Here is a 14,983-nt window from a genome sequence, read left to right as displayed (position 1 = left end):
TTCGTCCGGTGTGAGCCCTGCGGGCGTCTACGGAGGTGAGCGCCCGGCGGAGGCGACTTCTTACCTGTGCCGGCGCGGCCACAGATGCCCATTCGAGCGTCGCTCTCGGATGGCCCGCCTACGGGCTCCTTCGTGCGCGGGCACCGTCATCGACGCCATGTGGCTGCCCCGCCCGGGGTGGGTGCTGGGTAGCTGCCCCGGGTGGGGGGTGAGAGATGCCGCTAGTTGCGGCCCGCCATGACTCCGCCGTCGACGTTGAGGATGGCGCCCGTGGTCCAGCTCGAGGCCTCCGAGAGGAGGAAGACGATCGCGGACGCCACGTCCTGCGGGGTGCCGACCCGGCCGAGCGGGTGCAGGCCGCTCAGCTGCTCCAGCGCATCGTCCAACTGGTCCTCGGGAAAGACCTTCTCGAACAGGGGCGTCCTGGTGACGGCGGGAGCCACGGCGTTCACGCGGATGCCCTCGCTGGCGAGTTCGATGGCCAGGTTGTGCGTCAGGGCGTGCAGGCCGGCCTTGGCCATCGAATAGGCCGATGACGGTGTCACCGCGAGGGCCTGGTGCGCCCACATGCTGCCCACGTTCACGATGGCGCCGCCCTGACCGCCGGCGACCATGGCCCGGACGACGGTCTGGGTCAGGAAGAACGTCGCCCTGTTGAGGTCGTGGTACGAGTCGTAGTGCTCGACCTCGTAGTCGAGGAAGAGCTTGGGCAGGAAGAACCCTGCCGAGTTGACGAGGAGGGTGGCATCGGGGTGGTCCTCCGCCAACTGCTTCTGCGCCTCGACGACCTGGTCCCAGTCGGCCAGGTCGGCCTCGATCGACCATGCGCTGCCGGAGCGCGACAGGCTTGCGACGGCGTCGTTGAGCTTCCGACCCGGGCGGCCGACGATCACCGCACTGCCGCCCCCCGCGATCACATCCTCGGCGGCCTTGAGGCCCATGCCGCTGGCGCCACCGATCACGACGAGCTTCTTACCTTCGAAGTCCGTGGCCATACGAAATCACTCTCCACACTGAGCGGCGAGCACTTCTTGCCTGTGTGCTTGCCTGTGTGCACTCGAGCCTGCCACCGCAGGATCTACAGCAGCTCTACGAGTCATCTACGGCGCCATTCGCAGCGGCCTCGCCGTCCGTCCGGCGAACAGGAGGTGCGTGGACCCGTCCTACGGTCAGCGGGATCCGACCAAGGTTCTCGACGTGAAGGACGCACGCGACGGCTCACGGCGAGCCTGCCTTTGAAACAGATGAGAAATTGCATGGGATTTCATGAGAGGCGGTGTCATGCGGTGATCGAGCGACGCCGGAGCGTGAGGATCAATGCATGCCCGGGCGAACGGTCCGGGCAGTGCCGGGGCCTCGGCTCCCGGTTCGCACGGAAAGGCCTGAACATGATCAATGGGTTGAAGAGGGCTGCGGCGATGAGCGCGGCGACAGTGGCCCTGGCCTCGGGCATGGTCCTCGGCACCGTCGGGAGCGCGTCAGCCGCTCCGCAGGACCACCGGCCGCCGAAAGCGTCGCACCACTGCATGAAGACGGCGGGCCACTGGGCACGGCAGTGGCACCCGGGCTTCCGGGACCGGCACCACCGCTGGCACCCCGGCCACTGGACCCGTACCTGGCGCCCCGCCCACAAGCAGTGCCACCGCTGACCCGGTAGCCGGCACCGGCACCGCCCCCGAACCGGCCCCGACACGCCCTCAATGGGCGCGCCGGGGCCGGTTCGTCGCGTCGTATCAGCTCCCGGGTTGGACAGCAGGCGCAGCGAGCTACCGGCTTGTGGGTGTGAGCGTGATCCGGTGCTCCGGGAAGCGGCGGTCCCAAGTCACCGGTCCGGCGACGAACTCGCCCGTTTCCACGTTCAGAAGACCGGTAGAGAGTGAGACTTTCGGGCGGAAGACGAGGGTGCCGCCTTCGTGCCAGCCTTCGGGCACGTCGAAGACGACGCTGTGGCTGTACAGGGAAGGCACTTCGGACTCTGTCCAATCGATGGTGTCCGCCCCCCTGGGCTGGTAGGTCTTGCCGCCGGAGTGCAGGGTGAAGCTCTTGCCGTAGTGGACTTGGCCGGACAGCGACATCCTGCTCCTGTCGTACTCGTTACGCAGCTGCTCCGTTGTCGCAAACCCCGTGTACACCTCGGCCCATCGGAGCATGAGCCACCAGCGCCCCGGCCGGGCCCAGCCCCCGGGCCGCACCCACGGGCCCACATAGGCTTCGGTCTCGGCGAAGCGCACGCCCATCCGCACAGGACGGCTGTTCACGAGTGATACCAGTCCGAAGGCCTCGTAGTCCTCCGCAGTGACCTTGAGCTTCGGCAGCGGCCTGTAGTAAGCGGCCACAGCGTCGCCACCGCGTTCCCCGGTGCGCAGGTCCATGCTCTGGGTGCGGCCCTCGTCGGTGACACGCAGCGTCACCGGTGCGCCCTTGGGCACGCTGAGAGCGAGCGTGGCGGGTCCTACCGTCTCGTTGTCCAGTCCGGACGGATAGGTGCTGACGAGACGTGCGCGGCCGCCGGTTTCCACAGTGAGGGAGACCTTCTTCTGCGACGTCTCGGTCAGGCCCCTTCGCCAGGGCGTCGCGTCCTCGACCTCGGCAAAGGTGACGACGACGAACTCCTGACCTTCCGCCGCATGCCGAGCCTTGTACAGCCTCAGAGCCGCTGCCCCCAGCTCGGAGAGTTCCTCCGTCACGGCGATACCCCGCACGCGCAGGGAGAAGTGCGGGCCGATCAAAGTCCCGTCCCGCACCGACGCCGGCAGATTCATCGTCAAGCCCCGCTGCACGCCGCCGTACCAGTTCGCTTCCACTCGGGGCGGACGGAGGATCTTGTAGGCGACGGTCCCCGCACCCGCGGCAACGGTGCCTATCGCGGTCCACGCGAGCGCACCCGTGATCAGGTGGCGCCGTGAAACCATCGGGTGCTGCGGGGCGATTGCCGCTTGCTGGTGGGCGCGTACGGCGGCCGCGAGTGGCGCAGGCAGCCAATCCGTTGCCCGTGGCCCGCCGACGTCGTCCGCCGCGGCCGCCGGGCCGGCGACGGCGGCCAGAGGGCCCAGCAGGTCGGTGAGAAGAGGCCGGTCAGCCGGCTCCACGGCCAAGCAGCGGGCAATCAGTTCCCGAAGCGGCGGTACGAGACCTTCCAGGTCTGGTTCCTCGTCCTCCACCCGGCGGGCGAGCTCATGACGGGATCCCTCTCCGAAGACCGGGTGACCAGTCGCGGCGAAGACCAGCACGGCCCCCAGACGGAACACGTCACTCGCCGCCTGGGAACGGTTCCCGAAGAGCTGCTCCGGCGCCATGAACTCCGGGGATTCCACAAGCACCCCGCGCTCCGCCAAGGCGCTGGCCTCCGCGGCCGGTACCAGCCCGGGATCGACCAGGCGCGGACCGTCGGTGGTCACCATGACGGTGGACGGCTTCACGCCCCCGTGAACAACACCTGCGGCGTGCAGGACCTGCAAGGCCCGGACCAGGCCCACTCCCAGAGCTGCCACCGACTCCGGCGGCAGCACTCCGTACTCGTCCACCGCCTCCGCCAAGGACAGCCCCGCGACAAAGACACTGGCCAGCCACGGCCGCTCGGCCTCCGCGTCCAGGTCCACTACCGCCGCATGAAAGGTGCCGTCCGTGACCCCCCGTAAGCCGGCGGCACCCTCCGCGAGACGGCTCCGGAAGGCCTCGTCCGCCGCGAACTCACGGTTCACGACCCTGACCGCCACCGCCGACTCGCCGCCGGGCGATCGGCCCAGGTACGCCTTGCCGATCCGCCCGCCGCCCAGCCTGGCGAGCAGCTCGTACGGCCCCACCCGGCTCGGGTCCCTCCCCGCCCGCAGCGCTTCCACCCAAGGTCCTCCCTCCGCGTCGTACCGTTTCACCCGGGGTTGTTGCCCACGGGTGGTCACCTCTCCGGATGGGGTAAGTGCGCCTCCCTCCCGCCGGCATGTGAGGTGTCCTAACTTCCTTGGACGATCCGGTGGCCACCGCGGAGGTTCAGCATCAGCCGGTGGTCCTCGGGATCAAACCGCCTGATCGGCTTCGCCGGCCGGTGCGTCTCCAGCCGCGGGTACCGCAGCCCGGAAATGTGCACGGCACCCAGCTCCAGCGGATAAAACTCCGCCCGGAGGCCTGACGCATGTTCATTGCGCAGCGTATGGCGGAGCAGTGTCCCGGTCGTCTGGCTGCGCCTGCAGGCAAACCGCTCCCCCACCGGTAACCGGCTCGTCCGGAACTCCGCCACCATCCCCGTGTCATCCCCCGTTGACATTTGTCACCGCTGACGGTGCCGTAACAGTCGGCCGCACAAACCCCCGCGCACCTCGCTCCGATGATTCCCAGCCCGACCGGACGCATAGCCAGGTTTGAGCAACATCTGAGCGATCGCCGCCCCGATGCCGGGCGCTGACGCTGCTCGTCACCGAGGCTGCCGGCACTGCGGCGGCTGATGGTGACCGCTCCGTGCGCCTTGGCCACCTTCACCGGGCCGATCGGGTAGGAGCCGTTGGTGTCGGTGTCCTCGTCCCAGACGACGACGGCGTCGCCCGAGGCGGACGTCGCGACGCCAGGGTTGCCAGTGGCTCGGCTCCGATCATCTCTCACCCGTCACGGCAAAAGACCGTGCACTACAAGTCGAGGATCCGGGAGAGCGCATGCACGGCATCAGCCGAGAGCCACAGTTGTCCGCCGGTCTGTACGCAGGCCGTCGGGCGCGACGACGGCGACCGCGACGAGGAGCGGTGCGCCGGTGCGCACCAGCAGTTCGTACATGTAAGGCGACTGGTCATTGGTGCGCGCAACCTGGATCGGGGCCCTGGTGAAGAACGGGCGGTCCGGGACCACGGTGGGCACATCGGGCAGCGGCACCGTGAGGCTCATCGGACGCGGCAGCGGCAACAGCGGGCCGTTGGGTGCCCGTCGGGGGGTGGCCACCACGGAGAGTAGGTGGGGACCGGCGCCTCCGTCGACGACGGGGGCGTCGCTGCGCAACCGGAGGAACACGCCGCGGCCCGCGAGCTCGAAGGCTTCGAGGATGTCAAGTGTCGGCGGCGTGCCGAGCGGTCCGGGAGGCACCTCGACGGCTTCGACGGTGACTCGGCCCAAGGGGTCGGCCAAGCGCACGGTCACCCGCACCGGATCGGTCACCGCGGACCGGCGGAACCACACGGCCAGCGGCGTACGACCGGATGCGCGCGGACCGCGGACGAGCACGGGGCCGTTGTCCGCGCCGGCGGGCCGCCCGGCCGGATCCGCGAGGGGCAGCGCGTCGAGCGGGCTCTCCAGGCGTGGGAACAACTCGGTGCCCGCGGCCTCGACGGACACGCTGAGCAGGTGCGGACCGAGCGGTGTCGGGGACGAGGGCGCCGTGGTGTTGGTGGAGACGACGATGCCCGTGCCGTCCCAGTCGTCGGTGACGAGGGCACTCAGGTCGGGTGGCGCGGAGGGCGGCAGCTGGACGGGCACCGTCGCCGAGCCGGGTGAGGGCGTGCCCACGACGGCGTCGACCGGCACCCCGCGGCGGGGGACGGCGACCGCGCGCACGAGCCAGGGCTCCCACGACTCCGGGAGCGTGCCGCTCCATGTGCTCGTGTAGCACGGCCCGCCTGTCGGCGTGGGCGGGTCCGTGGTCACCTTCGTCGCCTCGATGTCGGCGAACGGGGGCCCCATGGTCTGCGCCGATTGGGCAGCGAAAGGCGAACGGGTGCGGAAGAGCAGGAAGGAATCGACGGGTACGGCCGAGGTACTGGCCACCTCCAACCGGACCCCCATCGCCGTGCCGACCGGGCCGTACGAAGGCGTCACCGTGGGTGCCGCAGGCGCGAGGATGCGCGGGGCCATGAACGCCCTCAGGTGGGTGTGGTCGGACGGCCAGGGCGATTCCACGTTGGCGGGACCGACCGCGGTGACCCCGAAGAGGTGGATGTCGGTGGAGCCGCGCGGCAGCGTCAGGTCGGCCTCGCGTGCCGCGGCACCGGCCTCGCGCACCCTGCGGAACAGTGCCCGTCTTTGGGCGCCCGCAAGACCGTCATAGGCCGTCCGCAACGCCGCCAGCCGGGCACCCGGTACGGTGCCGTCGGCAGCGCGTGGGCTGAGTCCGGCCGCGGTACGAAGCGCCGTCTCCGCGACCTCGTACACCACGAACCGCGACACCTCGCCGGCCGGCGTCGACCAGGCCACCCGCACGTGGCTGTGGCCGTCCGCGTCCGGTGAGCTCCCCACGGGGACGCCGGGTAGCGGCGGCGGTGGCGGCAGCATCGGTGGCACTGGTGTGGCGGCGTAGGCCCGTGCCGGCCCCCCGTTGGGAGAGAGCGGGCCTGGCCCGCCCAGCACCGCGATGTCCTCGCGGGCCCACAGGGCGACGCCCCAGTGCTGGTTCGACCCGAAGTCGAGTTGCGGGACGGTGGCGGTGATCCGGTAGCGGCGGGCGTCGTCGGACTGTGCCGGCCCGGCGGGGACCTCCACCTCACCTTTGGGGTCCAGGCAGGAAACCGTCACCCCCGAGGAGGGCACGGGTGTGTCCCCCGAGAACGGAAGGGACACGTCGAGCCGCAGGCACCCCGCGGGCGGCGGGCCGGTGGGTGTGACCCCCGGCGGCGGTTCGGCACTGGTGGAGGGCGCCGGGAACAGCACCGCGAACACGTCGAGCCGGGTGGGGGTACGGGTGCTCCAGTCGAGGGCGAGGTGCACTTCCAACGTGGTGGGACAAAGGGGTGAGCCCTTGTACGCCGTGTCCAGGCGCACTGCGAGGACCCGCGGGGAGGACGCGACCGGCTCGTCTCCGGCGTAGCGCGTGTCCTCCCACTGGGACCACACACCGAAGACGTCCTGGACGGCGACCGCGTAGCCGGCCGAGCGTCCGCCGCTGCCGATCGGGATCGTCGCCGCGATGTCGACCTGGACCTCGTGGTCGGCCGGCGGGGCGCCGGGCGCAGACGGCGCCCGGGTGGGCACCGGGGTGTGCCGGCCGCCGGAGTCCCGCTTGTCGGTCATCGGCTCGGCCTGCGTGCCGCCGGTCGTGGCGTACCGGGCCAGCGCGACGCCGCTGGGCCGGCCGAGCAGCGCGCTGGACTCCACATGGTCCCAGCGCAGCCGGACGGTCTCGCGCCAGGGCTCGTCCCGCGCGGCCGGGCGCACGAGGCCCTCACGTGCGGCCGACAGTCCGGTGACCGCAGCGGTGTCGCCGTGTCGGCTGGGCCAGGGCACCACCGCCGCGTAGGTCGCGGGGCCGCCCTCGGGCGTGTCCGGGTAGTCGGCGGTTACCATGAAGTCCTGCCCGGCGAACTGTTCCCGCTCGTCCAGCGGATACGCGGTGCCGAATCCGGTGGCCAGGGCGAGGAACGGGTCGGTGGTGCCGGCGACCAGCAGCGCGCCCAGCAAGGGCGTCCTGGCCTGTGAGGGCTGCCTGGAAGCTCGGCCGTCCTGCTCGGGAGGTGGCACGGTCAGGGTGGGCTGGAGGGCCGCTTGTCGGAAGGGCGGCAGCCCTGGGGCGTAGAGCGGCTCGATCTGTGGGAGCAGTACGGTGCGCACCTCGCCTACCAGGGCGGCCGGGTCGGGCGGCTCCCATTCGGGCGCGATGCGGCCGGCTTCGGTCAGCGGCCACCAGCCGATCGGCGGGCCGCCGCGCCGCAGGCGTTCCACGGCGGCGTCGGCCGGGTCGCGGGGAGCGCCGAGGAAACCTTGCGGTCCCGCGTCGTACGTGGTGGCGCCCCATCGGCCCGCGTCCACCGGCAGTCCCACCCGCTCCACTTCGACCCAGCCGTCGTCGTCGATCACATCGCGCAGGTGGTCCACCTGTACGTCGGGGTCGCGGCCGTTGACGAGCAGCGCGTGGGTCATGCCGCCGGTGCGGAGGCTGAGGGAGACCCCCTCGCCGACCGTGGGGTTGGCCGCCACGACACCCACGGCCGCCAGCGGGCCGACCGGACCACGGAACCCCCATAGCGCCACGGCGCGCGCCGAGTCCACGGCCGTGCACTCGACCTCCATCGTGACCGCGCTGTGCCCGTCCCACTGCAGCAGCACACCGAGCGGGTGACTGGTCGCGGTGACGGTCACGTCGGCGGGGCGCCGCTGCGGCTTGCGCGCCCAGACGCGGAATGGGCCGGGCGGTGCGCCGAGCACGTCGGAGCAGGCCCACCGAAGGTGGACCTCGGCGAAGCGCCCTTTGAGACGCTCCCGGTCGGCCGGCCGGTCGAACTGTTGGAGGTGTCGTCTGGCGATCTGGGGCCAGGGGGCGACGACGCCTTCGGCGCGGAAACGGGACACGCTGGCGATCCGGCCCGCCATGTCAGCTCTCCTCCCAGGGCGCGGCACCCAGCAGCACCGGCACCGCGTCGACCAAGTCGTCAGGCACACCGGCGAGCGGGTCGGTGCGCCGCCGGAATCCCAACCGCACTTCGCTGCCGCGGGCATCGGGGCCGAGCAGCAGCAGGGCACGGGTGTCGCCCGGGCCGCGCACGATCCGCCCGACCGGCGCGAGCGGGGGCTCGTCCGGGCCGGGCACGGCGGTCATCTGCTCGAGCGCGAGCCAGTCGGCCGGCCGCGCGGCCCACCACTGGTGCGCCGGGTCGGCAGCGTCGGCCGGGCCGGTCACGACAGTCGGCATCGGCCGGGAGCGCCACATCGGCTCATTGGACTCGACGACGACGGCCACCGGCTGCGGGGTGGCGGCACCGGTCCACAGCACCTGGATCCGTGGGTAGCGGGGCACCTGTGGAACGGCCAGCCCCGCCGCCGAGAAGGTCTCGTCGAGCGTGCTGCCGGCCGGCCGGGCGGGCAGCGTCGTCAGCGGTGCCGGATCGCGCACGAGGAGGTGCTCGACGGGCGCGGCCCTGAACATGCCCGCGAACTCGGCGAGCGAACGGAACCGTGAGGTGGTGAAGCCGACCCGGAAGACCCGTACCCCGGTCGCGCCGACCGGTGAGCCGCTGGGCACGCGCTCGATGTCGAGCAGGTGGTCCGTGCACGGCTCGAACACGTATGGCAGGTCGACGACCCGGTGGTCCACCCGCTCACCGAATTCCGGCAGGCACTCCCCGGTCACAACCTCGCGGACCGTCTGCTCCCACGGCGTGTAGATCGCCAGGTTCGTGGTGGGACGCGCGGTGGCGAAGTCGAGGAGGCGCGGGCCGGCCGGACCGCCGCCCGGCGGGGCCGGGTGCCGCCCGGATGCGGCGCGCACCACGACCCTCAGCTCTTGGCCGTACGCGGTGAACAGCTTGTCGACGGTAGCGGAGGAGAACGCCAGTCGGACCACCTCGTCGCAGAAGACACCCCGGTCGTCCGGCCCGGGTGTCGTGGCCAGCACCCATGGCTCGAGCCGCGATGGCACCTCCGCGACGCCCTGCGCGACGAAACGGAACTCCTGGGTCTGCTCGGCCCCCCAGGCCGGCTCCGGTGTGACGGGCGGGAGTTCGTCCTGCGCCAGATGGGCCGCCCGCCACCTCACTCGCAGGGTGTACGGCGTGCCGGGCGTCAGAAGTGCGTGCTGGTCCGGGCCTTGGGTGAGCGCGGCCTGCAGTGCCCCGCGCCGGGTGGAGGCCGTGGAGTCGTCCCATGCGTACCGGTCGACCTCGCTCGCCAGGAGCCCTTCGAGGGCGAGCACGTGGAATGCGGGCGCATCGCCTTGCGTACGTCGGCGATCCCAGCCGATCTCCACGGTCAGTGTGTCGCGCGGCACGTCGCCGCGAACGAGCACCAGTACGAGCCCGTCTTCGCGGGCCGCGACCCGAGCGGCGATACGGCCCGCACGCTCGACGCGCTCGGCCCACGGGCCGGCCGGATCGGTCCACCGCCCGGGCAGCGGATTGCCGTTTGTGACGAGCGCCGACGCGTCGACCCGCTGCTCGCCCAGCACGGCGCCTGATGCGTCGAGGGAGCGCACTACGAGCAGCCCTTCGATGGACCACCGCGGTACCAGCATCAGCGCCGTGAACGCGTGCAGTGCGGCCACGGTTGAGAACTGCACCGCGTCGCCGAGGTCACCGGGCCGGAACCGGGTGTCCTCCCACGCCCTGACGACGGCCTTCTCGTCGTCGAGGTCCCCCGAGAGGATCGGACGGCTGCCGTCCCCCGCCGGTGAGCGCAGCAGCTTGCCCGTACAGGTGAGCGACTGGCGGGCGAGCCGCGGGTCCCAGCCCTTGGCGACGTGCGCGGCGCGAAGGTCGTGGAGCGTCGCACCGTCGGCGACCGTTTGGCTCCACTCCAGGAGTACGGCGGCGTCGATCCCGGCAGCACGGCTGAACCCCACTGGCTGCCCGGTGGCCCAACCCTGGAGGGTCGGCTCGGCGGGCCGCCCAGGGTCGGGGCACGGCACCACGTCACCGATGACTCGGGCCGCCTCGATGCCGCGCAGCCGGTCGGCCGGCCCGATGCCGCACCGCCAGCGCTCGGTGACCCGGAGCCGGGCCGGCGGTGTGGTGCTGCGCACGGTGTCCTGCGGATCCGGCCAGGGCTGTCCGTCCAGTGTCCAGCCGACGGGGCTCGGGCCGGTGGGCAGTTCGTGGAACGTCCACAGTACGGGCGCGGGTTGGGCCGCGGGATCGCATATCCGGCCCCACTGCTCCCTGACGGTGGCGGTGAGCCGTTCCCCGTAGGGCACCGCGCGCGGATGCGGTTCGGGCAGCCAGGACAGCAGGGCGAGCGCCGGACCGTGCTGCGCGTCGCCCGGATTGCCCCGCGCCCACCACGCACTGGGTGTCTCCCCCGGGGAGAGCGCGCCGTCGAGTTCGACGGCGGTGACCTGGTAGCGCCACCACTGGCGGCCCCGGCGAACCCACGGGTTGGCGCTCTGGCCGTTGCTGCCCAGGACGGTACGGCCGAGCACGGTGAGGTCCGGCGCCATGCCGGCCGGTACGTCGAACAGCACCACGGGGATCGCGTCCAGCGGCACCGGTTGAGGATCCGCCCCGGCCTGGTCGGCCAGGTCGCGGGCGTCGACGAGCTTGCCGTCGACGGCCCGGTCCGTGGCGCTGCCCTCGACCAGCGCGGGCGAGCGGCTGACCAGGGCGACGCCGCTGACCAGCGGTGGCGGCTCCGGTTCCGGGACGTCGGGGTCGCCCAGTTCGAAGCCGACACAGCCGGAGACGCTGAAGAAGAAGAAGTCGACCGTGCCGCACACCTCGCCCTTGATGTGTGTGCGTTCGACATCGACTCCGTCCACTGTGCCGCGCCCGGCCAGCACGGTGAGCCGGGCCTGGGCGCCGATGCTGACGACGAACAGCCGAAGCTCGCCGGAGATCTCCACGATGCCGCCGAGCGCGAACGGCTTGAACGAAAGGATCGCGTCGAAGCCACCGGCAACCTTGAGGTAGAGGCCCGCGCCGGTACTGCCCCAGACGAACTGCGCATGGAAGCCGACGGCCACGGTGAGGCCACTGGTCGCCACGGCCGGCAGCCGCGGATGGGTGATGCCGTCGCCGTGCACCATCACATACCCGGTGCCTTCGATGAACTCGAAGACGCGCACCGTGGCCGGCTCGTTGAAGGTCCCGAGGTCGACGAACCAGTCCGACACGTGCCGGGTGTCGAAGAACGCGGTGACCGGGACCCGGACGTGCAGCAACTCGACGACGGTGTACTCCGCGGCGAGGCCGACGGTGATCGTGCCACGGGCGAAGTCGAGGTCGAGCACGGCGACGAAGGTGGCGGTCCCGCTGCCCCTCAGCGCAGGCGGCGTCTTGAGCACGTCGGCCTTCATGACCAGCAGCAGCCGTGGCCCGGGCAGCTCGAGGATCACGACCCCCTTCATGTGGACGACGTAGCCGCCCTCGAGGGTGCCGAGCAGCAGGCCCGCGGCGAACGCGAACCTCCCCGGGTCAGGCTCCCAGCCTTGCGGTGCCAGCACGCCAAGTGGGCGCGGCAGTTGTTCCTCGAGCCACTTCAGCGCGGGCGCCGGCACACCTGCGGACTCGATCCTCTTGAAGTTGACGCCCACTCCGCCGAGGACGCCGAACACGCCGAGGCCGGAGTTGCCGAGCACGATCGGCACCGGGAACTCCACCTCCAGGCCGACGAACACACCGGTGGCGCCGCCCTTCTGCGCGATCTTCAGCGTGGCGGCAGCGCGGATGTTCAGCGGCACGACGGTCAGGTCGAAGGCGCCTTCGAGCCCGCCGTCGCCGGGCAGGGACAGGTAGCCGGAGCCATGGAGCACACCGGGCACGTTGATGGTGGCGCCGAAGGCCGTGATCTGCGGGGGCTCGACCGCGTCCAGTCGCAGCCGGACACGGACGGCGTCGATGTCGACGATGCCGAGGTCGAAACCGATGCCCAGCTCGGCCTCGACGTAGGCAGGGTTGTCGCGGGAGACGCGGAATCCGAGGACCCGCAGGATCTGGTCGAACGGATCGCGGGTGACCAGGGCGCCGCTCGGCACGTCGAGGCTGTAGCCCCTCGTCGGGTCGAAGGCCCACAGCGGTACGTGTTCGACGCCGCCGGCTGCCGGGCGGGTGTTCCACGTCGACCGAAGGCCGACCGCCTTGTACCGTGCCACGACCGGCCGGTCCTGCGGCACCCGTACGAGCCCGGCGTCGAAGAAGAACCCCGTTTCCACGTCGAGCAGCACGCTGACCTCCGTGCCTGAAGGGCCGTCGGAGGCGACGAGTTCGGCGCCGCGCAGGATGACGTACTTCGTGCTGATCCGGCCGGCGGCGGCAAGTGCCACCACCACGCCGGTGGCGACGCCGAGCGTGACCAGCTCACCGGCGGTTGGTGACGGCGGGGTCGCGACGGCGAGCAGCGGCGCGAGCGCGGCGACCGCGCCGATCACGTCCGTGCCGGTGGCGCAGCCGGACGTGGGGCGTTCGAGCCTGGCAAGCCCGTCGAGGTCGCTGTCGAGAGCCTGGAAGTCGCCGGAGGCGGTCCACGCCGTGCGCTGCTCGTCGATGCGCAGTCGGACGAGGAAGGCACAGATACCATCGCCGGGATTGGTCCGCGGCGGGATCCTGCCGGCGGAGTTGGCCGCAAGCCGCATCTCCGCGGCCGTCCGGACGTCGAACTCTCCGTAGACCTCAGCGCGGACGAAGGCGTTGCGGACCAGCTCGACGCGGATGCCGATCGTACGGAAGCAGTCGGGGACGGGCGTCCGCGCCGGTTCGGGGTCGACCTGGTCGGCCGGTGCCGGCTGAGGGGCGGCGGCGCGCTGCAACGTGGCATGGACCTTCTCGGTGACACCGCTCGGCGCCGTGACGATCGCGGTGGCTCGCCAGTACGCGTTGCGCTGGGCCTGGTCGCCGCCCGCGGCGAGGTGCGCTTCGGAACCGTGGGCTGTGCCACGTGTCACGGTGGCGCCGTGGCCCGACTTCGACAGGAGGTGGACGAGTGCGTCGCGGCGCCGGGCGCTCAGGTCAAGGTTGTTGAGCCGCGCGGTCGTGCTGGAGTCGTTGTCGTAGGAAGCGAAGCCGTCGACGAGGAATGAGGTGCCGGGTGGCAGCGCCTTGAGACGGGCCTCGTTGGGGCCGCCGAGGAATGGCTCGGAGCCCGGCTCAAAAGTGCCGTCGGGGAGCGCCTTGCGGGTGCGGGTGTTGTCGGGGTTGCACGAGTATGCGAAGTTCACGTCCGACGGCAGGCCGTCTTCGGCCTTGCCCGGGTGGTCCAAGCGGAAGTAGCAGTGCAGCTCGGCCGGTGCGCCGGGTGCGCGGGTTCTGTCGGCGACGACACCGACGGTGATGTCCGTCGCGTCACCCGGGACCGGGATGGTCGCGGTGGCCCCGCTGGCGCTGCCTCCACCGTCCCAGGTCCACGTGATGTCGCCGCCGTCGGGCTCGAGGCGGACGACCGCGGTGGTCGCTGTCTGGGCCGTGACGACGATGCGCGAGCCGGTGGTGCTCGTGGTGTCGGCGGTCACCGGCTGAACGCCCGCCGGGCCGGGGCCGGCCCCGGCGACCGGGCGGCGGGTCGCTGTCAGCGAAAGCGTCGTGGTGTGGGCCGCCGCGTCCGTCACCGTGATCTGGAGGGGGATGCCGCCGGTCACGGGTGTGGTCACCGGGGCCCGGTCCCGGGTGGTCGTCGTGCCGTCCACCGAGAGGGCGTAGGTGTACGGGGCGAGGCCGCCGACCGCGTCGACGAGGAGGGTCGACCGTTCGGGCAGGGCCACGTCGGGCCCGGCACCGTCGTACCAGCGACCCGCGTCGTCCTGGAACCGGACCCTGACCCGCGGGTTGCTGCCCCGTTGGACGACCTCGGCCTCGAAGACGCCGGTGACTCCGGCGTCCCGCCCGAGCCCGATCCACAGATCCCGCACCCCCGCGTTGACAGCGAGCCCCTCCATGCCGCTGGGCGCGACGAACAGGCGCGCTTCGGGCAGCCAGAAGCCCTGCCAGTCCAGCGGCATCGCGCGGGCGGCACCCGGCGGATTGCTGACACCGCTCAGATCGAGGGCGGCGGTGCGAAACCCAAAACCCATGACGCCGCCCGACCCCACGAGAGCGTACGGTGGCTCCATGCGCACGAACTCGTAGACGTCCGCCGGGTCGGTGCCACCCGGCGGTACGGTCGACGCGGACGCGAGTCGCGTCGTAAGCCCCGTGTCTGCACCTGCCCACCGGCACTCGACCGTCAGCCGCGGCAGGAGGAACCGCACGTCCGGGTACGCGGGGTCCTCTTCGAGCATGCCCCGGGCGTCGAGCCTCGCGCCGCGCAGGAACGGAAGCCGCGCGATCGCGTTCGGCATGGTGAGCGTCATCCGGAACGGCCCGGTCGGCGAGCCGCCGGAAGTGTCCAGGTCGACCAGCAACTCGAAGGTCACCCTGGGATCCGGGAACTCGATCGGTGTCTGTCGGAGTTCTGGGGTCCGCTCCGCCGACCCCAGCGTGAAACGGCCGGTGCCGGGATCGAGGCTCAACCCGCGTCCCCCCGATGGGCTCCACTCCCCCCGCATCGACCGCTGAGGGGGCGGTCCGGCTAACTCGTCGACATCCGTGGCGAGCCCCATGTCCTGCAACATCTGCCGCAGCCCCGTGAGAGCACCGGAGTCGCGTGCCGCAGGTGCCAG

General features: G+C 71.7%; 5 protein-coding genes. 1 reads left to right on the top strand and 4 read right to left on the bottom strand.

Going from position 1 to position 14,983, the window contains the following annotated elements; translation table 11 throughout:
• Positions 1 to 221: 221 nt before the first annotated feature.
• Positions 222 to 995, bottom strand: coding sequence for an SDR family NAD(P)-dependent oxidoreductase (locus ABZ479_RS15775; RefSeq protein WP_500462118.1), 774 nt, complete (start codon positions 993 to 995; stop codon positions 222 to 224).
• 423 nt (positions 996 to 1,418) lie between these two features.
• On the opposite strand from ABZ479_RS15775, the gene ABZ479_RS15770 reads away from it, so the two are divergent.
• Complete coding sequence (locus ABZ479_RS15770) at positions 1,419 to 1,649, top strand: hypothetical protein (RefSeq protein ID WP_500462117.1); 231 nt, start codon at positions 1,419 to 1,421, stop codon at positions 1,647 to 1,649.
• A gap of 117 nt (positions 1,650 to 1,766) precedes the next feature.
• Here ABZ479_RS15770 and ABZ479_RS15765 read toward each other — a convergent pair whose 3' ends face one another.
• The 3 genes from ABZ479_RS15765 to ABZ479_RS15755 form a co-directional block, all read right to left on the bottom strand.
• On the bottom strand, positions 1,767 to 3,839 hold the full coding sequence (locus ABZ479_RS15765; protein ID WP_500462116.1) for a serine/threonine protein kinase: 2,073 nt from the start codon (positions 3,837 to 3,839) through the stop codon (positions 1,767 to 1,769).
• 814 nt (positions 3,840 to 4,653) lie between these two features.
• On the bottom strand, positions 4,654 to 8,277 hold the full coding sequence (locus ABZ479_RS15760) for a hypothetical protein (RefSeq protein WP_500462115.1): 3,624 nt from the start codon (positions 8,275 to 8,277) through the stop codon (positions 4,654 to 4,656).
• A 1-nt stretch (position 8,278) separates the two neighbouring features.
• The gene (locus ABZ479_RS15755) at positions 8,279 to 14,737 is read right to left on the bottom strand and encodes a hypothetical protein (RefSeq protein ID WP_500462114.1); all 6,459 of its coding nucleotides are present in this window, start codon (positions 14,735 to 14,737) and stop codon (positions 8,279 to 8,281) included.
• Positions 14,738 to 14,983: the final 246 nt, after the last annotated feature.

The organism is Streptomyces sp. NPDC005722 (assembly GCF_040630935.1).
Lineage (GTDB): Bacteria > Actinomycetota > Actinomycetes > Streptomycetales > Streptomycetaceae > Actinacidiphila.
Note: the sequence above shows the minus strand (reverse complement) of the source record. Positions and strands in the feature narration are given on the sequence as shown.

Bases quoted from the DNA above. Each gene is read 5' to 3' on its own strand.
- ABZ479_RS15770 (WP_500462117.1), top strand. From the start codon at position 1,419: ATGAGCGCGGCGACAGTGGCCCTGGCCTCGGGCATGGTCCTCGGCACC.
- ABZ479_RS15760 (WP_500462115.1), bottom strand. From the start codon at position 8,277: ATGGCGGGCCGGATCGCCAGCGTGTCCCGTTTCCGCGCCGAAGGCGTC.
- ABZ479_RS15775 (WP_500462118.1), bottom strand. From the start codon at position 995: ATGGCCACGGACTTCGAAGGTAAGAAGCTCGTCGTGATCGGTGGCGCC.